The organism is Thiothrix lacustris DSM 21227, assembly GCF_000621325.1.
Lineage (GTDB): Bacteria > Pseudomonadota > Gammaproteobacteria > Thiotrichales > Thiotrichaceae > Thiothrix > Thiothrix lacustris.
Genome location: NZ_JHYQ01000022.1, coordinates 60,328 through 78,368, shown reverse-complemented (window position 1 = coordinate 78,368; position 18,041 = coordinate 60,328). Strand labels below are relative to the sequence as shown.

At 51.8% G+C, this 18,041-nt stretch carries 17 protein-coding genes; 11 read left to right on the top strand and 6 right to left on the bottom strand.

Translation table 11 applies throughout. The features are described 5' to 3' along the window. A partial coding sequence (locus Q394_RS21970) for a zinc ribbon domain-containing protein (protein ID WP_028489467.1) occupies nt 1-283 on the top strand: 283 nt, incomplete at its 5' end. On the opposite strand, the gene Q394_RS20110 is transcribed toward Q394_RS21970, so the two are convergent. Next, nucleotides 280-1,269, bottom strand: coding sequence for a type II toxin-antitoxin system HipA family toxin (locus Q394_RS20110; protein WP_051543354.1), 990 nt, complete (start codon nt 1,267-1,269; stop codon nt 280-282). The genes Q394_RS21970 and Q394_RS20110 overlap by 4 nt on opposite strands. Further along, nucleotides 1,266-1,580 carry a helix-turn-helix domain-containing protein gene (locus Q394_RS0111825; RefSeq protein ID WP_028489466.1) on the bottom strand — a complete coding sequence of 105 codons (315 nt, stop codon included), beginning with the start codon at nt 1,578-1,580 and terminating at the stop codon, nt 1,266-1,268. The genes Q394_RS20110 and Q394_RS0111825 overlap by 4 nt, the downstream gene beginning before the upstream one ends. A 158-nt stretch (nt 1,581-1,738) precedes the next feature. Between Q394_RS0111825 and Q394_RS0111820 the strand changes: the two genes are divergently transcribed. The 3 genes from Q394_RS0111820 to Q394_RS0111810 are packed head-to-tail and all read left to right on the top strand — an operon-like array spanning nt 1,739 to nt 4,369. Then, the gene (locus tag Q394_RS0111820) at nt 1,739-2,953 is read left to right on the top strand and encodes a BtaA family protein (RefSeq protein WP_028489465.1); all 1,215 of its coding nucleotides are present in this window, start codon (nt 1,739-1,741) and stop codon (nt 2,951-2,953) included. Further along, entirely contained in the window at nt 2,953-3,654 is a 702-nt protein-coding gene (locus Q394_RS20105; RefSeq protein ID WP_245606787.1) for a class I SAM-dependent methyltransferase, read from the top strand. The genes Q394_RS0111820 and Q394_RS20105 overlap by 1 nt, the downstream gene beginning before the upstream one ends. Next, complete coding sequence (locus Q394_RS0111810; RefSeq protein ID WP_028489464.1) at nt 3,605-4,369, top strand: UDP-2,3-diacylglucosamine diphosphatase; 765 nt, start codon at nt 3,605-3,607, stop codon at nt 4,367-4,369. The genes Q394_RS20105 and Q394_RS0111810 overlap by 50 nt, the downstream gene beginning before the upstream one ends. Nucleotides 4,370-4,431: 62 nt before the next feature. Here the strand turns inward: Q394_RS0111810 and Q394_RS0111805 are convergent, their stop codons facing one another. Next, nucleotides 4,432-5,475 (bottom strand): substrate-binding domain-containing protein, encoded by a 1,044-nt coding sequence (locus Q394_RS0111805; RefSeq protein ID WP_028489463.1) that lies wholly within the window; start codon nt 5,473-5,475, stop codon nt 4,432-4,434. A 179-nt stretch (nt 5,476-5,654) separates the two neighbouring features. Between Q394_RS0111805 and Q394_RS0111800 the strand changes: the two genes are divergently transcribed. Together Q394_RS0111800 and Q394_RS0111795 are read left to right on the top strand one after the other, a co-directional pair. Next, entirely contained in the window at nt 5,655-7,481 is a 1,827-nt protein-coding gene (locus tag Q394_RS0111800) for a pyruvate kinase (RefSeq protein WP_028489462.1), read from the top strand. 89 nt (nt 7,482-7,570) lie between these two features. Then, a complete protein-coding gene (locus Q394_RS0111795; protein WP_028489461.1) occupies nt 7,571-7,876 on the top strand; it encodes an isoamylase early set domain-containing protein in 306 nt (101 codons plus the stop codon). A gap of 15 nt (nt 7,877-7,891) precedes the next feature. Here the strand turns inward: Q394_RS0111795 and Q394_RS0111790 are convergent, their stop codons facing one another. Next, nucleotides 7,892-8,221, bottom strand: a complete 330-nt coding sequence (locus tag Q394_RS0111790; RefSeq protein WP_028489460.1) for a DMT family transporter — start codon at nt 8,219-8,221, stop codon at nt 7,892-7,894. Nucleotides 8,222-8,289: 68 nt separating this feature from the next. Between Q394_RS0111790 and Q394_RS0111785 the strand changes: the two genes are divergently transcribed. The 3 genes from Q394_RS0111785 (at nt 8,290) to ppk2 (ending at nt 11,064) form a co-directional block, all read left to right on the top strand. Further along, complete coding sequence (locus tag Q394_RS0111785; RefSeq protein WP_028489459.1) at nt 8,290-9,246, top strand: acetylxylan esterase; 957 nt, start codon at nt 8,290-8,292, stop codon at nt 9,244-9,246. Between the two features lie 69 nt (nt 9,247-9,315). Beyond that, a complete protein-coding gene (locus tag Q394_RS0111780) occupies nt 9,316-10,044 on the top strand; it encodes an esterase family protein (RefSeq protein WP_028489458.1) in 729 nt (242 codons plus the stop codon). Nucleotides 10,045-10,242: 198 nt separating this feature from the next. Beyond that, nucleotides 10,243-11,064, top strand: a complete 822-nt coding sequence (gene ppk2 / locus Q394_RS0111775; protein WP_425426760.1) for a polyphosphate kinase 2 — start codon at nt 10,243-10,245, stop codon at nt 11,062-11,064. A gap of 211 nt (nt 11,065-11,275) precedes the next feature. On the opposite strand, the gene Q394_RS0111770 is transcribed toward ppk2, so the two are convergent. Beyond that, on the bottom strand, nt 11,276-13,090 hold the full coding sequence (locus Q394_RS0111770) for an alkaline phosphatase D family protein (protein ID WP_028489456.1): 1,815 nt from the start codon (nt 13,088-13,090) through the stop codon (nt 11,276-11,278). A gap of 187 nt (nt 13,091-13,277) precedes the next feature. Here Q394_RS0111770 and nadN point away from each other — a divergent pair, with 187 nt between their 5' ends. Next, nucleotides 13,278-15,134, top strand: coding sequence for an NAD nucleotidase (gene nadN, locus Q394_RS0111765; protein ID WP_028489455.1), 1,857 nt, complete (start codon nt 13,278-13,280; stop codon nt 15,132-15,134). Here nadN and Q394_RS0111760 read toward each other — a convergent pair whose 3' ends face one another. Beyond that, nucleotides 15,135-15,950 (bottom strand): RMD1 family protein, encoded by an 816-nt coding sequence (locus tag Q394_RS0111760; RefSeq protein WP_038141354.1) that lies wholly within the window; start codon nt 15,948-15,950, stop codon nt 15,135-15,137. 171 nt (nt 15,951-16,121) lie between these two features. Between Q394_RS0111760 and Q394_RS20100 the strand changes: the two genes are divergently transcribed. Beyond that, nucleotides 16,122-17,996 (top strand): PhoX family protein, encoded by a 1,875-nt coding sequence (locus tag Q394_RS20100; protein WP_051543350.1) that lies wholly within the window; start codon nt 16,122-16,124, stop codon nt 17,994-17,996. The last annotated feature ends 45 nt before the right edge of the window (nt 17,997-18,041 follow it).

The following is an 18,041-nucleotide window of genomic DNA, read 5'->3' as shown; positions in this document are numbered from 1 at the left end:
GGTCGTCGTGGCTGATCGGTTTTTTGCCTCCAGCAAAACCTGTTCTGCTTCTGGCTGTGGGCATAAAGTGGACAATCTGCCGCTGTCGATACGTCAATGGACTTGCCCTGTTTGCGGTGCAGTCCATGACCGTGACGTAAACGCCGCCAAGAATTTGCAAGAATACGCCGTGAGTTACACGGTGTCTGCCTGTGGAGGGGAAGGCGCTGGCTCTCGGTGTAAGCCGAAAGCGAAACCAGCCCCCGTGAAGCAGGAATTCAACACCATGATTACTTTTAGCTAGCTATAGGTATATTTGGGTAGGTTTGAAATAACGGTTATCTGGTCAGGGTAGAAAACCGTCCAGTTTTTCAGGTGAGCATCGCCATTTCCCAGCAGGATATTGACCAACAGGCGACGTGCCAGTTGTTGCAGGTCGGCAATGCCGTCACGGCTGTATTGCTGGAGGATGCGCCCCAACATTTCGTAATTGCTGTCGCGGTATTTTTCATGCGGGTATTTTTGCAGGATTTGCGCGAAATCCTCGGTATGAATGCGCCCGTCGGTATCGTCCCGGTCAAAGCGGCGAATGGCGTAAGCATGGGTTTCAGCAGGTAACTGGATATTGGGCAGGCCATCCAGTTCCGCCAGTGGGATCAGGCGTATTTCGGGTATATTTACCCCAGCCAGCCCTGCCAAGGTCATGCAAGTATATTCATTGGCTGGCACATGGGGGTAAAGCGTTGACGGCGTTTTGATGATCCAGTTGCCCAGTTCCCCCGCTTGACTAATATGATAGCGCCCGTCTTGGTGCTTGCCGGAAAATTTCATTTGTACCCCGGCAAGGGAGAAGCGTTGCCCATAATGACTGACAGGAACGATGACGGGAGCCGTTTGGGTCTTGTTCCGCATCAGTGCCCATGCGGGGACTTGTTCTGGTTCGAGTGGCGTTACGATCAGTGCGCCGGGTAAGTCATTGCCAAACCAAGTGAACAGGGGAAACTCATTATCCGGGTGGACTTTTAATTGGTGTGCTGCCCATTCCCGCAATGCGCCTTCTGGCAACAGATTGGAGAGTACTGGATGCAAGCGTTGGCGCGTCTGCCACGGTTTTTCCAACAAATCCGGTTTGCCCAGTTGGGTTAACGTGAAAGTAGGGCGAGTCTGGCTGTGCAAGTAATCAGGCGTAAAGGTGACGATATTATGCCCGCCTGCGAAACCTGCCAGATAGCCGAGGTGCGTACCGTGCAAATGCAATGCTAAGACGCTGACTTGTGCTGCTTGGCTCATGTATTACTTTCCTCGTACAAATCACCCAGTAAATCTTGCCAAGGGTTTTCCAGTGGCTCGATGTCTTCAGGGGAGGGGGTTGCCGCTGTGCCATTGAGTAAATCCAGTACGGCTTGCACGCGATTGCGCGGGATCAACATCAATTCGGCATTCAACCCGTCAGCTATCAGTTTCAGGGTGTAGAGGTTGGCATTGCCGCCTGCTTCGATGCGTTGGTATTGCTGTTGCCCCATGCCAATACGGGTTTTCATGGCGGCTTGAGTCAGCCCCAACGCGCGGCGGCGGGCGCGGATTTGATCGTGGATAAGCATAATACCTCCTTGAAACATTATATTAGCTGTTTTCTCGTATTTTAACAGCTTAAATGATGTTTTTTCGTATTAACACAACCATCACACAAGCGTCATTTTGCCGTCATTCCCAAGCCTTAGCCTCAAGCCCACGATTAGATTTTGTTAGAGAGAATTTCATGGCAGGTATTTCCGACGCAATGCGCGATGCTGTGCATCAACATGCCCCGACTTCCTTGATGGGGATGCAGCAACGTTTATTCAGCTTTTGGTTCAATAGCTTTATTTACAACCAGATTTGGGAAGACCCAGCGGTTGATTTACAAGCTTTGCAATTGACCTCGGAAAGCCGGGTGCTGACCATTGCTTCGGGCGGCTGTAATGTGCTGAATTACCTGACGGCAAATCCGGCGCACATTACCGCGATTGACCTGAACCCTTACCACTTGTCCTTGACGCGCCTGAAGCTGGCGGCTATGAAACACCTGCCGGATCATGCCGCGTTTTACGATTTCTTTGGTTACGCTGACCGCGAAACCAATATTGCGCAGTATGAGCAGCACATCCGCCCGCATCTGGATACGGCGCTGGATGCTTTCTGGCAAGGGCGCAGCATCTGGGGTCAAAAACGCATCCACATGTTCCGTGACGGGCTGTACCGTCACACGCGCTTTGGCTATTTTATGCGCCTGTTGCACTGGATAGCGCGACGCACGAATTACCACCCGGAAAAGCTTCTCACGGCCGCCAGTTTGTACGAACAGAAGGCGATTTTTAAGCAACACATTGCGCCGTTTTTCGATAACAAACTGGTGAAATTCCTTGGTAAATTGCCGGTATCGGTATTCAGCCTTGGCATTCCACCACAGCAATACAAAGCGATGAAGGAACAGGGCAATCTGATCGGGCAATACCGTGAACGGGTAAAGCGTCTGGCGTGTGATACCCCGATTCAAGACAACTATTTTGCTTGGCAGGGGTTTAGCCACAGCTACGACCACGCCAAACGTCAGGCGATTCCTGCTTACCTGAAAGCGGAAAACTACAACGCTATCCGCAGCCAGTTGGGTAAGGTCGATACGCACCTTGGCTCGATGATCGACTTTTTGGAAGAGCAAGCGCCGCATAGTTACGACCGTTTCGTCTTCCTCGACGCGCAGGATTGGATGACGGATGAGGTGTTGACCCGCTTGTGGACGCAAATCGCACGGGTGGGCAAACCAGGCACGCGGATTATCTTCCGCACTGCTGCTGCTGAATCGCCGCTAGAGACTGCCTTGCCTGCTGAATTGCGCAACCAGTTTGTGTACGAAGCGGAAACCTCAGCGCAATTATTCCAGCAAGACCGTTCTGCCATCTACGGTGGTTTCCACCTCTACCGTAAGGCTGGTTGATGATGGATGCCGCACAGAAAATGGATCAGCAGTACCGTTACCAGCGGTACGTTTATGACTTGTCCCGCAAGTATTACCTGTTAGGGCGTGACACACTGCTGACGGAAATTCCCTTGCAAGCGCATGAAACCTTGCTGGAAATCGGCTGCGGTACGGGGCGTAACCTAACCAAGTTAGCCTATCGTCACCCCCATGCCAAACTCTACGGCATGGATGCTTCCGCGATGATGCTGGCAACGGCGCAAGAGAATCTGCGCAATACCTTGTATAGCCAGCAGATTAGCTTGCGCCAAGGTTTGGCGGGGCAGGTTGACCACACTGCGTTTGGGCTGGATAAGCCGTTTGACCACATCGTGTTTTCGTATGTGCTGTCGATGATCCCCGGCTGGCAGGATGCGCTGGAACATGCCCTGAGCATCCTTAAGCCCGGTGGGTGTTTGCATGTGGTGGACTTTTCTGATCAGCAAACCATGCCTGCATGGTTCCGCAAACTGCTGTTGCAATGGTTGGATTGGTTCAATGTTCACCCGGATCCGGCAGTACCTGTTTATTTGGAGCAACTGGCTGCTCGCCAGCATGACCAACTGCGCATCCGCCATTTGCGTGGACGTTACGCCGTGCTTGCGCATTACCAGAAAGGGGGGATTTCCAATGACCATCAACCAGAACTTCCGCAAATATCGCAGTATCTGGATTTCTGATACGCACCTCGGTTCGCGTGGGTGCAAAGCTGAGTTTTTGCTCGATTTCCTGCAACACAATCAAGCGGATCATTTGTATCTGGTCGGCGATATTGTGGATGGCTGGGCGCTACGCAAACGCTGGTATTGGGATACTTTCCACGACCAGATTTTGCATCTGGTGTTTGAACGGGCGCAACGTGGCACGCAAGTCACGTATATCAGCGGTAATCATGATGAGTTTTTGCGGCCTTTCATCCATCACCAAATTACGGCGATCAATCTGGAAGATGAAGTGGTGCATACCACGGCAGATGGGCGCAAGTTTTTGGTGTTGCATGGCGATCAATTTGACGGCGTGATGCAATTCGCCCGTTGGTTAGCAGTATTGGGTGACTGGGTGTATGAGCGTTTGCTGGTGGCGAATAGCATTTACAACCGCTTGCGGCGGCGCATGGGTTATCCGTACTGGTCACTATCAGCTTATCTCAAGCACAAAACTAAGTCAGCGGTGAATTTCATTTCAGCCTTTGAAGAAACGCTGGCGAAAGAGGCTAAGAAGCGCCAATTGGATGGCATTATTTGCGGGCATATCCACCACGCTGAAATCCGAGAAATTGACGGTATTGTGTATTGCAACGATGGCGATTGGGTGGAAAGTTGTACCGCGCTGGTGGAAGAGTGGGATGGGAGTTTACATCTTGTACAGTGGGCAGATGTCCGGGTTGCCCAATAAAAAAGGGAGCATCCTTGCTCCCTTAACACTAGCTCATTGTTATTTTTGGCGTTGTTATTTTATTATTTCAGGGCATTGACCGATACGGGCGTCAGTGCAGCCGCAGCGGCAATGGAAGCGCTCTTTTCCGCCGCAGGCAGTGCAACCAAGCCTTTGTCAGCCAGATAGCCGTCAGCGTTCAAGGCTGCATCGCTGGCGAACTCAGCCATGTATTCCTTGATGCCTTTGATTTGATCAACGTGGCTGTTTTTCACGTAGAAGTAAAGTGGGCGTGATAGCTTGTATGAGCCGTTTGCGATGGCATCATAGCTGATGTCTACGCCATCAATGGATGCCGCTTTGAGGCTGTCACGGTTCTGATCCATAAAGCTGTAACCGAAGATGCCGACTGCATTAGGGTTGGCTTGCAGCTTTTGCACGATCAGGTTGTCGTTTTCGCCCGCTTCGATGTAATGACCATCTTCACGTACCGTTGTGCAAGCAGCTTTGAAGGCTTTCTCGTCGCTCTTTTTCAGTTCTGGCATACCTTTGAAGAGCAGGCAGCCTTTTTCCATGCCCAGTTCTGCCAATGCATCACGTGTACCAGAAGTGGGCGGCGGGCCCATGACTTCGATTTTCACGTCAGCCATCGCTGGGTTGATTTGCTTCCAAGTGGTGTAAGTGTTCGGTTGCAATTCACCATTAGGGCCGGTGGGAACATCTTTCGCCAGTGCCAGATACAGTTCACGGCGTGACAGTGCGACAGGTGCTGCGTCTTTAGCTTGGGCAATGGCAATACCGTCGAAGCCGATTTTGACTTCAGTGACAGCATCAACGCCATTTTTTATGCAGGTTTCCATTTCGCTCTTTTTCATGCGGCGCGAAGCGTTGCTGATGTCAGGTGTATCAATGCCAGCGCCAGAACAGAACAATTTCATGCCGCCGCCAGTACCGGTGGCTTCAACCTTGGGAGCAGCCATCCCCGTTTTCTTGGCAAACTGTTCCGCAACAGCGGTGGAAAACGGGTATACCGTAGAAGAACCGACGATTTCGATGTTGTCGCGTGCTTGCGCAACACCGGCAGCAGTTACCAGACCCAATGCAACTGCCAGAGTAAGTTGTTTCATTTAAAAGCTCCTTGGAAAAAAGAATCCGGGATGGATTTGCGCGAATCGTAGAGCTTATTGATGAAAGTTTTATGGCGGTATTATGAAAGAATGATGACAATGGTTGGCAGGTGTCTTGTCATCATTCTGCAACATGGTGGGGGTAGCATCCGCACAAGCAAACCCAAAGGACAATAAGCATGGATGATAAGCAGTTGCTGGAACAGCTGATCTGGATTCGTAGCCAGGCAGTGACGTTTGCCACGCAATACCCAGAGTTAGAACAGCTTGATGCAGCCCACCAACCTTCTGCACAAAACCTGTTGCATTACCTCTCGGTGCGCAGTCACGAGCTGCGGGAATTACAGCTTGCACTGATTGAACGTGGCCTGAGTTCATTGGGTATACTGGAGTCGCATACGCTGGCAACCCTGAATAGCGTGATTGCAGCCTTGCAATGCCTGAAAGGGGAAACACCTTCCGCTGCGCCTGTTGCTCCTGTTTCCGTTGCTACTAGTAGTGAGCTGATGGAGCGCTCAGCCACGGCGCTGTTTGGTGCTCGTCCGCTCCACCGTGAAGTACGCATCATGGTGACGATGCCCTCCGAAGCTGCCGACGATCATGTCCTGATCAGCGGTTTACTGGAAGTGGGGATGGATGTCATGCGGATCAATTGCGCCCATGACACGTCTGACGATTGGCAGCAAATGCTCGGCAACTTGCGGCTAGCAGAATCCCAAACGGGCAAAACCTGTAAAACCCAGCTTGATCTGGCGGGGCCGAAATTGCGTACCGGCACGATCAAGGCTGTCGGGCGGGTCATTAAACTCAAGCCCAAGCGTGACCTGTTTGGTCATGTGTATATGCCGGGGCGTCTCTGGCTGATTCCCGAAGGTGCAGAGTGGATTGAACAGGAGTTCCCGGCGCTCGAAGTGAGTGGCAAGGTATTGGCGGATACGCGTCCGGGTGATGACATTCTGCTCCGTGATGCGCGTGAAGCTCACCGCGAATTACAGGTCGTCGCCAAACACCAGCACGCCCGTTTAGTGACGACCGACCAGACCCTTTATTTACAGGAAAATACCGAACTGCTGTTCGAGCGCAACGGCAAAAAACTTGGCAAGGGCAAGCTCATCCATGTGGCAGAAGTGACTCCCCCCCTTGCCCTGCACGTTGGTGACCACCTGATTCTGACTCGTGCTGCTGAGCCGGGAACTGCCGGTGAGCGTGATGCCGAGGGCGTGCAAACCCAGCCTGCCCGCATTCACTGCACATTGGAAGAAGCTTTCAGCGCAGTACAGTCCGGTCAGCAAGTGTGGCTGGATGATGGCAAGATTGGTGGCACGGTGGAAGCGCGTGATGGCGACACCATCGACTTGCTGATTACCCATACCCCACCCGGTGGCGCGAAGTTACGGGCAGAAAAAGGCATCAATTTCCCCGACACCGTGTTTCATTCGCCCGCCTTGACGGACAAGGATATTGCCGACCTTGAGGCTATGGCTGGCAAGGTAGACATGGTGGCATTGTCTTTTGTGCGTTCCTCCGACGATGTAGCCAATCTGCAAGCTCATTTACAACGGCTGGGGATTCCTGACACAGGCATCATCCTCAAGATCGAAAATCGGGCGGCGTTTGAAAACCTGCCTGCCATCCTGTTGACGGCGATGCGTTCCCCCAAGGTTGGAGTGATGATTGCGCGGGGCGATCTGGCGGTGGAGGTGGGTTTTGAGCGTCTATCTGAAGTGCAGGAAGAAATTCTCTGGCTGTGTGAAGCCGCGCATACCCCGGTGATCTGGGCTACCCAAATTCTGGAAAGCATGGCGAAAAATGGTGCGCCTTCCCGCGCTGAAGTCACCGATGCCGCGATGAGCATCCGTGCCGAATGCGCCATGCTTAACAAAGGGCCGAATATCGTCGAAACCGTGCGCTTTCTGGATGGCATCATGCAACGCATGGAAAGCCATTACCACAAGCGTCGCCTGATGATGCGGCCTTTGAGCGTGTGCCAGAATGGGGTGCTGTGATGGCTTTATGATGTTCCCTAAATTTTCTGGCATAAAAATTGCTTAAAATTTTTGTGAGAGAATGCCGAGCAATTGACCGGAATTAAGCCATGTTGAAAAAGCAATACCTGAAAACCCGCCCGATCTGCAAGGTCACGTTTCGCATCCATAAAACAGCAGCGCAGTCTGCCAGTGGGATTGCACTGGTCGGTGACTTCAATGGCTGGGATACGCAAGCTACCCCCATGACTGCCCTGAAAAACGGTGAGTTTACCGCAGTTTTGGAGCTGGATACGGGGATGTCAGAATATCAGTTCCGCTACCTATATGACGGTAGTCGCTGGGAAAATGATTGGGAAGCTGATGGTTATGCGGTGAACGGAGTAGATGGGGAGAATTCCATTGTACGGGTGTGAGTGTCACACGACATCCTAATGTTTGACGATTTTCGAGAACATCTGGATGATTACTACTCCGGCGATGATCATTGCCATGCCCAGTGTGGCGGGTAAATCGAGTCGTTCGTCGTAAAAAATGATGCCAATGATGCTGATCAGCACAATGCCCAACCCTGACCATACCGCATAGGTGAAACCCAGTGGCAGGGTGCGCAACGCCAGCGTCATGAAGTAAAACGCTACGCCGTAGCCCGCGATCATGATGAGGGTAGGGATGGGTTTGGTGAATTCCTCGGTAGCCCGCAGGGAACTGGTGGCAATGACTTCGGCAATGATGGCGAGGGCAAGGTACAAGTAAGACATAAGTTTGGGTTCAGTCCAAGCAGCAAGGAATGCGTATAATAAGCGGATAACCCGTTAAGAGGAACCGTATGACTGCTTTTACTCACTCGTTTGCGTTTGACCCTAGCTACGGCTATTCGCTGGAAGATTTATTGGCGGTTGGTTCGCCAGAAGCCCCTGCCGATTTTGAGGCTTTTTGGCAGGCGCGTTATGCCCGCGCCATGCAGGTACATCCCTGCCCACGCATCAGGCACACGGGTATGTCACACGCGGGTTTTGAGGTTTATAGCCTGCGCTACTTTTCTACTGATCATTTTGTGATCCGGGGTTGGGTGCTGATTCCGCAAGACCAGCCGGTCACACGGGGTGTGGTATTTGGGCATGGCTACGGCGGCTGTGATGGGCCGGATTACCGTGTACACCCGGAAGGCACGGTGCTGTTGTTCCCGTGTTTCCGGGGGTTGGCGCGTAGCCAGCATCCGCCCGTTTCCAGTAATCCATCTTTCCATGTCTTGCATGATATCGACAAGCCACAACAGTACATTATTGGTGGATGTGTGGATGATTTGTGGTTGGCGGTATCGTCCATGCAGATGTTGTTCCCGGCAACGAAAGGGCATATTGGCTATTCTGGCATCAGTTTTGGAGGTGGAATCGGTGCATTGGCAATGCCGTGGGATGCGCGGATTCAGCGGGCACATTTGAATGTGCCGACGTTTGGTCATCAGCCGTTGCGCTTGCAATTACCCACAATTGGCAGCGGTGCAGCAGTGCAGCGTTACCAACAGCAACACGGAACTGTGTTGAACACCTTGCAATATTACGATGCGGCAAGTGCCGCACAGTCGATTCAGCAGCCCATGCATGTGGCGGCGGCATTGTTTGACCCAGCCGTTGCGCCACCAGGACAGTTCGCGGTGTACAATGCTTTAACGGGGGAGAAAACGCTGTTTGTACTGGAAGCAGGGCATTTTGATTATCCTAATCGGGCGAAGCAGGAACAGGAATTGCAACAAGAATTGGAAGTTTTTTTCGCGCTGCTTTAAAACGCTTGCAACATCGCACGCTTATGATGTGTCCATCGAAATGTCGCAAACAGTAAGCAGGTCAGGTCAATGCAACGCGAATATCACCGCTGGCACAGCCCCCGTTTGGGGCGCACGATGGAATTGCTGGTTTTTGGGCACGCAGGGGCGAAAGTGCTGGTATTCCCCACCCGCGACGGGCGTTTTTACGAATACGAAAAATTGCGCATCGTACAGCAGCTTTCGCATAAGATTAATGCAGGGCAGTTGCAACTGTTTTGCGTGGACAGCGTGGATCACGAGGCGCTGTATTGTTTCTGGAAGCATCCCGCCGAACGTATCCGCCGCCACATGCAGTTTGAGGATTACATCCTGCATGAGGTCTTGCCGTTTATGCAGCAGAAGAATCAGCATCCTTGTACGATTGCGCACGGTTGTAGCTTGGGGGCGTTCCATGCGGCGAATATCGCGTTCCGGCATCCGCATTTGTTCCAGAAACTGAGCGTATTTTCCGGGCGTTATGATTTGACGATACAGGCGGAAAGTTTCTCGAATTTGTTCAATGGGTATTATGACGAGAATGTCTATTTTCATACCCCGACACATTTTTTGCCGAATCTGGCGTGTGAATGGCGCTTACAGCATTTGCGGCAGATGGATATTGTGCTGGTCATCGGTAAGGAAGATCCGTTTTTGGGTAATAACCAGCATTTGAGCCATATCTTGCACAGCAAGGGGATTCGGCATCAATTGCATGAGTGGAATGAGCGAGCGCATCGCGGTTATTACTGGCGGCGTATGGCTCCGTTGTATGTGTAATCCCGTCCGACACAATTCTGTCATATTGAAACGTTAGTATCTCGCGTTGACGAAGGATCATGTTAGCTCCCACTCTTGAGAATGCGAGGAATAGGAATGGATTTCGACAATACTATGGAAGACCTTAGCCGTGACTGGCTGCAAGCAGAACTGGACGAAACCTTGGATGATATGTTCGAGATGGAATTCAATGAACCCATGCTCAGCCAAGAAATCCGCAGAATTTACAAGCGCCAGCACCCCGACACACTGGATAACCGGGTCTATTATACTAACCTGTTGCGGCTTCAGTCCGAGTTGATCAAGCTGCAATACTGGGTGGAACAAACTAATGCCAAGGTGCTGATCATTTGTGAAGGACGCGATGCCGCAGGCAAGGGCGGTGTCATCAAGCGCATTACCCAGCGTTTGAATCCGCGCGTTGCCCGTGTGGTGGCGCTGCAAAAGCCGAGCGACCGCGAAATGACCCAGTGGTATTTCCAGCGTTATGTGCCGCACCTGCCTTCTGGTGGTGAGATCGTGCTGTTTGACCGTTCTTGGTACAACCGTGCCGGGGTTGAGCGGGTAATGGGTTTTGCGAGCGAAGATCAGGTTGAACAGTTTCTTCAGGATGTACCGGAGTTCGAGCGCATGTTGGTGCGTTCCGGCATTATTGTGCTGAAATACTGGTTCTCCATCACGGATGAAGAACAGCAGTTGCGCTTTTTGACCCGCATTCATGACCCAATGAAACAGTGGAAACTCAGCCCGATGGATTTGCAGTCTCGTGTGCGTTGGGAGCAGTACACCAAGGCGAAGGAGGAGATGTTCGAGCGCACCAATATCCCGGAAGCGCCTTGGTATATCGTTGAGGGCAATGACAAGAAACGTGAACGCCTTAACTGCATTGAGCATATCTTGTCGAAAATTCCGTATGAGGATCTTCCTACTGAGAAAATCGCTTTGCCTGAACGTATGTTCAATCCCAATTACGAACGCCGAGTTTTGCCGGATGATCTTTACGTGCCGAAAGTTTATTGATTAGGAATGAAATTCTCGCCAATCGGAAAGCCTTGCCTTGTGCAGTGGGTTAAGCGTCCTCTTTCATGGGCAAAGCGGCAAGAGGCATTGTCATGGGTCGCAATTAGCAGTGTGTCAGATAACTTCTGGACAACAGCCTCAATTACCCCATTTAATAAAATGGGGTAAGGGTAATAATCACGGTTGTACATGAAATACTCGCAAGATCAAATTAACTGCGCACCAGCTTGCGTTTGCCAGCACCGACTAAGGTGGTTTTCAGGCTTTTTTCCAGCTTGGTGGTGTAAGTGCTGGTTTTGACACTGGAAACGAAGTGCCAATCTGCTTTGGCTTCGGTCGCATTCACGCTTAACACCATGTAACCGCGTTGTGAGGTATCCGCGTAAGCCAGCGTGGGGATCAGTTGCTGCACTCCGGCTGCCAGTTCTGCTGGTTTGGTGTCTGGAATGTATTCTTCTAGCCCTGGTGAGGAGACGGATGGCGTCGCAAATTCTACCCCGATGGCATTGCCGCTCACGTCTTGCAAATCGTTTGCCCAAGCATTGTGGGTATCACCGCTTAACACCACGATGTTTTTGTCCAATGCCCGTGCGCTACCAAATACGGTTTCGCGGGCTACTGCATAACCATCCCACGCATCCAGATTGTAGGGAATACTGGGGGCGGCAATGATAGCCTGATTCACTGGGTCGTTGATGATGGTAAGTTGTGAAGCAGTCATGCCTGCTGCCAGCAGGTTTTCCGGGGTAACAGGTGTGCCTGCCGCTGTCAGTTTGGCAACCAAGGTTTGGTAGGTGATGAATGCGGTGGCAAGTACCCCATACTGGGCAAAGCTGACGGTTGGCTTTTGCGGGGTTGGTGTCAGCAAGGGCGATGGCAGGTACATCTTGCCCATCAGGATTTGTTGCCCCAATACTTGCCATGTTGCGCTGGATGCTGCTAGTTGGCTCTGCAACCACACCATTTGTTCCGTGCCCAGCAATTGGCGGGTCGGGTCTGCCATATCAGAGGCAAAAGTCGTGGAATCGAATGCACCCGTGGTCTGGTCAATGTAAGTCGCGTAATCGAGTTGTTTGTCGCGTCCACCGACACGGGTATCAAGCATGTGCAAACTCATCAAAGTGCCAAAATCGAACGAGCGGTAGGCTCGTAGTGGGTTGCTGGCAGCTTGTTCGCGTACTGGCAACCATTCCTGCCATGCTTTCAAAGCAGCAGCACGGCGCAAGGCAAAATCGCCTTCGGTCGCAGTTGTGTGGTTTTCTGCGCCGTCTTTCCATGTGTCGTTGGCAATTTCGTGGTCATCCCAGATGCAGATAAACGGCAGTTTAGCGTGAACCGCTTGCAAGTCTTTGTCGCTGCGGTATTGCGCGTAACGCTGACGGTAATCATCAATTTTCACCAATTCATTGGCGGGTAAGGATACGCGCCCCAGTTTTGCGGCATCAGCAGAGGCGTACTGATCAGCACCTGCACCGTATTCGTAGATGTAGTCGCCTAGGTGGATGGCGGCAAACAAATCATCACGTTTAGCCGCTTCGGCGTAAATGTGGAAATAACCTGCTGGGTAATTTGCGCATGAAAATATCGCGAATTTCACTTCATCCGGTGAGGCTTGCGGCAAGGTTCGGGTTTTGCCGACTGGCGATGTATTGCCATCAGTTTTGAAGCGGTAGTAATAAGTGTTGCCTGCGCTCAAGCCACTAGCATCAACTTTTACTGTGTAATCTCTGGATGCGTCGGTTTTGGTTTCACCTTTGTTCACGATGGTAGCGAAGGCGGCATCGCTGGCAACTTCCCACGTCACGCTGGTGCTGGTGGCATTGGCACTGGGCAATGCCCGTGTCCACAAGATCACTCGATCCGCCAAGGGATCACCGCTGGCAATACCGTGGGTAAAGCTAGCAGTCGTCGTAGTGGCGGCGCTGTCATTGTCGTTATTATTGCAACCTGTCAGTAAGCCGCTGGCAAGCGCACCCGAACCCAAAACGGCGTGGCGAATAAAACTACGGCGATCAATAGGGGGCATGGCATTCTCCGGCTGGTTTCAAATGACAGCCATCATAGAGGTGGGAATGTGTCAGTGCGGTGAAAAGCGTGTGAAGGCTTTGTGATGTTCTCGAGCACCATTCACATTCACCCCGCTGCAACTTAATTACGTTGTCATCAAACTGCTGTATATCAGAGGCCATCCAGCAACAACCCGGAGTCTTATAATGAAATTTCAGCATTCCCTCCTGTTCAGCGTGTGCATTTCCACCTTGGGGCTAATGAGCGGCTGTAACAATGATGACACTGCTGCTGCGACCAGCCCCGCAGCACCTGCCACCAGTCTGCGCATTTTGCACATCAACGACCACCACTCACACTTGCAGCCTAACAGCGCCACCTTGACGCTGGCAGGAAAAGCCATCGCCGTCAAAACCGGCGGTTTCCCTCGCGTAGTGACTAAAATCAATGAACTGGCAGCAAGCGGCGGTAATGTATTGAAACTGCACGCCGGTGATGCGACTACTGGTGATCTGTATTTCACTCTGTTCAAAGGCAGGGCAGATGCGGAGCAGATGAATCAGGTCTGTTTCGATGCTTTCACCTTGGGTAATCACGAATTCGACTCTGGCGATGCCGGTCTGAAAAACTTCCTCGATTTCCTCAATAGCAGTGCAGCCTGTAAAACCGACGTATTGTCCGCCAACGTGCAGCCTAAAATTGGTACATCACCCTTGACGCTGAATTCCGCCACCGATTACATCAAGCCTTACACCATCAAAGAAATCAACGGGCAGAAATTCGGCATTATTGGTATCACCATTGCAGGCAAAACCAAAAACTCCTCCAGCCCGGATGAAACTACCACATTTGCAAATGAAGCCACCACCGCACAAAAATACATCGACGAGTTGGTGGATAAAGGGGTTAACAAAATCATCCTGCTGACGCATCAGGGTTACGGTAATGATCAAACCATCGCCAAGCAACTCAAAGGCGTTGACGTGATCGTGGGCGGCGATTCGCATACTTTGCTGGGGGATGGCTTCAAAGCCTTCGGCCTGACACCAGAGGGCGCTTATCCGACTAAAACCACTGATGCGAACGGTAAGCAGGTGTGTATTGCCCAAGCCTCGCAATACAGTGACGTCGTGGGCGAGTTGAACATTGAATTCAACGCCAGTGGTGAAGTGAGCGCATGTTCAGGCACACCGCATCTGTTGTTAAGCGACACCTTCAAAGTGAGCAATGTAGAACTGACGGGTGCAGAGCGTGAAGCGACGTTGAAAGCGGTGGCTGATGCGCCGGAACTTTCCATCGTCACTTCGGATGCAACCGCCCAAGCCAACCTCGATAGTTATTCCAAGCAAGTCGATGTGTTAAAGCAAAGCAAGATCGGGGTAGTAGCGGAAACCTTATGCCACGAACGCATCCCTAACCAAGGCTTGAGCAAGACCGCAGGTTGTACCGTTGCTACCCAGTCGCATGGCAGTGACATTGCCAATATCGTTTCCAAAGCATTTCTGGAAATGAGTCTGACATCTGACATTTGCTTACAGAACGGTGGTGGGGTGCGTATTGACGTACCTGCTGGCGACATTACTCTCGGCACAGCTTACACATTGCTGCCGTTTGCGAATACCCTGACCGAAATGGACATGACCGGGAAAGAAATCATCGACTCGTTGGAAGACGGTATTGATTTCGCCCTGAATCCACAAGGTTCGACGGGTTCATACCCGTATGCAGCCGGTTTGCGTTGGGATGCGAACTTGTCTATAGCAAAAGGGGTACGTGTTACCAATGTGCAAGTTAATTCGCGTGTGACGGGAGCATGGGTGGCGATTGATCCGGCGAAAACCTACAAGGTTGTGACCAATAATTTCCTTGCCACGGGTGGCGATGGTTACACCACCATCAAGAATCTGGCGGCGGCTAAGAAGCTGAACACTTATCTGGATTATGCGCAATCCTTTGCCGATTATGTCATTCGTGAAACGGGTGCAGGCCGTAGCGTGGTGAAACTGCCGGTAGAGGAATACAGCACCCAGCAGTTCATCGACAAGGATGGCGTGTTGCGCTAATCAATGCCCACCGCGAAAAAACATCTCATACAGCGTTAGGCCAATCTCAACCACGATCAGGATGGTGATATACCATTCCACCCGATGGCTTTGCTGGGTTTGCAATAAATCCAGCAAGGTTTCGGCGGTATTGGAGATAACTTGCAGCTTGCGTTCCAGCGCCAGATGGCGTTCGCGCAATTCAAATTCGTCTTCTAGCCGCAGGTACAAGCCTTCCAGTTCCGGGCGTTCCCACAGTAAATCGGGTTTGTCGGCGACTTCGGCACGGCCTACCATGCGTTGCTGGCTGAGTAGGGAATCGCCAATGTAAGTTAGCAACACCTGTTTTTTTTGCCCGACTTTGCCCCGTTTTCGCAGGTTTTGCGCCAAGGGTTCGATTTTTTCAAAGGTTTTGGTGAGGCGGGCTTCGTCATCGGATAGGACAGAGCTACGTGCCAGCATTTCCGCGACCAGTTGCAGGCGTTGCACTGAAATATCGTGTAACCACAAACAGCCTTGTGCATCAACACCTTCCAGTTGTGCAGTGTCGATGCGCAAGTTGATCAACTCGTCATCTGGCGAAGTGTGTGGCTCTTGGATCAATGGCTGTAGGCGCTCCAGAAATTGTGTTTCCTGTGCGGTGCTCATGCCAAAAAATACCACGACACCGTAGCGGAACAGCACCACGCAACCCCCATCAGGGATGGCAATGGTCAACGGGTTGATGGCGAGGGTTTCATCCGCGCGGAAGGGTTTGGTATCAATCCGGCTACCGAGCAGGGCTTCGCGGATGCGGATGCTGTCATTGGCTTGGGGGTTGAGTGTTGGCTGATTCACGTTAGGCTCCACGGCGTATATTGCTATTTTTCAGGCAGTGTACGGGTATATCCGCGCCTTGCCAAACACAGGGACTATTTAATAAAAATACAATATAAGCGTCACTTTACTGAAAACTGATGGGGTTACATTGCACACCATAAACGCCCTATGATTCATGGAGATAATGCAATGAAATACCTGAAAATCAGCCTGCTGACGTTTGCAGTGGCTTCTGCGCTGGCTGGCTGTGGTGGTGGTAACAGTACTGCGGCTGATACAACAACTTCTACTACTTCCACCGTCAAGTCTGTTGAATTCAGCAGTATGCCTGCACCAACAGCAGCGGTTGATATGGCAAAGTCTTATTCCTCATCCATTGCCAAGGTCACGTATACCGATGGCACTACCAAGGATTTTCCACTCTCTTACAACAAGCTGTTCGGCGTAAAAGATAAAGTAGGCGGCAATGCCAACGCAGCGGGTCAGCTTTACAACTATAAAATGGAGCCGATCAATGACCCGCTGGGCAAGCCGGTTATCGCGGAAACTCCAGATGCCAACAGCCTGTTGAAAGTGGGTAGCAACCTGTTCCTGATTTCTCATCTGGAATACGATTGGTTGCTGTCTGATGGTTCGGATGCCTATAAAGTTGCTAACTGGTATAGCCGTATGCCGATGTCCATGCTGCTGACCGGCATCACTCAAGGCACTGACGGCAAACTGTCGGTCAAATCCCAGAAGCCACTGGATTTCTCTGGCGTTGATGGTCTGTGGATTCCTTGCTTTGGTTCGCAAACCCCTTGGAATACCCACTTGGGTTCCGAAGAAGATTATGATCTCCAGTTCAACCCGCTGAATACCAGCGGCTATGCGGCTACTACTGCTGGCCTGAAAGCCTTGAACGAAGTCTATTTCAAGAGCGAAAAGACCGCTAACCCTTACAATCACGGCATCATTCCTGAAGTGACCGTCAAGGAAGATGGTTCTAGCAGTATCGTCAAGCACTACGCGATGGGTCGTGGTACTTGGGAAATGTCCAAAGTCATGCCGGACGGCAAAACCGCTTACATGGGGGACGACGGCACGCACGGCTTCATGCTGATGTTCGTGGCTGACAAGGCTGGTGATCTGTCAGCGGGTACTATCTACGCAGCCAAATGGACACAAACTTCTGCTGACGCTGGCGGCAAGGCCAACCTGACCTGGGTCAAGCTGGGCAGCGGTACGGATGCTGAAATCAAGGCACTGGCTGATGCAGCGACGTTTGCAACCCTCTTCGACGCAGTTGCACCCACCGAAGGTGCTTGCCCGACGGGTTACACCCGTGTCCGCGCTGGTTCTACGGCTGACGAGTGCCTGATGGTGAAGACTGGTCAGGAAAAAGCGGCGGCTTTCCTTGAGTCCCGCCGCTTCGCAGCCATCAAAGGCGCAACCACCGAGTTCACCAAAATGGAAGGTATCGCTGTTAACGACAAAGACAAGCGTTTGTACGTGGCGATTTCCGCTATCCGTGACAGCATGACAGATGATGCTAAAGAGCCTGTTAACGACATCAAGCTGGCAAAAGTGTCTGCGGGTGCAACGTACAGTGCCGACATGAAGGGTGGTCAGAAAGATACCTCTGGTGCTGCGATCAACTCCGACTACGTTGCGACCAACATGTATGTTGAAGCTGCCCTGCTGGGTAAGGACATCACAGCTGACGCGCTGGGCAACACCGCTGACCCCAACACGGTTGCCAATACCGACAACATTTTCTTCTCTGAAAAAATGCGCACTTTGTTCATCGGTGAAGATTCCGGTATGCACGTCAACAACTTCGTCTGGGCTTACAATGTCGATACCAAGAAGTTGAGCCGTGTGCTGAGTGCAGTGGCAGGTGCTGAAAACACTGGCCTGCAAGTAGTGGAAGACATGAATGGTCATGCTTACGTCATGAGCAACAGCCAACACCACGGCGACTGGTCGACTGGCAAAAATGCGGAAGTGGATAAGGCACTGGCGACTATCGACAAGTTTGACGCCAACATCGGCTACATCGGCGGCTTGCCTGCCATCAAGTAAACCTTGCGCAATGTGAGGTTCCTGCCTAAAGGCTGGTAAGTCCCC

Bases quoted from the DNA above. Each gene is read 5' to 3' on its own strand.
- ppk2 (WP_425426760.1), top strand. From the start codon at position 10,243: ATGCTCAGCCAAGAAATCCGCAGAATTTACAAGCGCCAGCACCCCGAC.
- Q394_RS20110 (WP_051543354.1), bottom strand. From the start codon at position 1,269: ATGAGCCAAGCAGCACAAGTCAGCGTCTTAGCATTGCATTTGCACGGT.
- Q394_RS0111800 (WP_028489462.1), top strand. From the start codon at position 5,655: ATGGATGATAAGCAGTTGCTGGAACAGCTGATCTGGATTCGTAGCCAG.
- Q394_RS0111820 (WP_028489465.1), top strand. From the start codon at position 1,739: ATGGCAGGTATTTCCGACGCAATGCGCGATGCTGTGCATCAACATGCC.
- Q394_RS0111810 (WP_028489464.1), top strand. From the start codon at position 3,605: ATGACCATCAACCAGAACTTCCGCAAATATCGCAGTATCTGGATTTCT.
- Q394_RS20105 (WP_245606787.1), top strand. From the start codon at position 2,953: ATGATGGATGCCGCACAGAAAATGGATCAGCAGTACCGTTACCAGCGG.
- Q394_RS20100 (WP_051543350.1), top strand. From the start codon at position 16,122: ATGAAATACCTGAAAATCAGCCTGCTGACGTTTGCAGTGGCTTCTGCG.
- Q394_RS0111785 (WP_028489459.1), top strand. From the start codon at position 8,290: ATGACTGCTTTTACTCACTCGTTTGCGTTTGACCCTAGCTACGGCTAT.
- Q394_RS0111790 (WP_028489460.1), bottom strand. From the start codon at position 8,221: ATGTCTTACTTGTACCTTGCCCTCGCCATCATTGCCGAAGTCATTGCC.
- Q394_RS0111805 (WP_028489463.1), bottom strand. From the start codon at position 5,475: ATGAAACAACTTACTCTGGCAGTTGCATTGGGTCTGGTAACTGCTGCC.
- Q394_RS0111795 (WP_028489461.1), top strand. From the start codon at position 7,571: ATGTTGAAAAAGCAATACCTGAAAACCCGCCCGATCTGCAAGGTCACG.
- Q394_RS0111825 (WP_028489466.1), bottom strand. From the start codon at position 1,580: ATGCTTATCCACGATCAAATCCGCGCCCGCCGCCGCGCGTTGGGGCTG.
- Q394_RS0111770 (WP_028489456.1), bottom strand. From the start codon at position 13,090: ATGCCCCCTATTGATCGCCGTAGTTTTATTCGCCACGCCGTTTTGGGT.
- nadN (WP_028489455.1), top strand. From the start codon at position 13,278: ATGAAATTTCAGCATTCCCTCCTGTTCAGCGTGTGCATTTCCACCTTG.
- Q394_RS0111780 (WP_028489458.1), top strand. From the start codon at position 9,316: ATGCAACGCGAATATCACCGCTGGCACAGCCCCCGTTTGGGGCGCACG.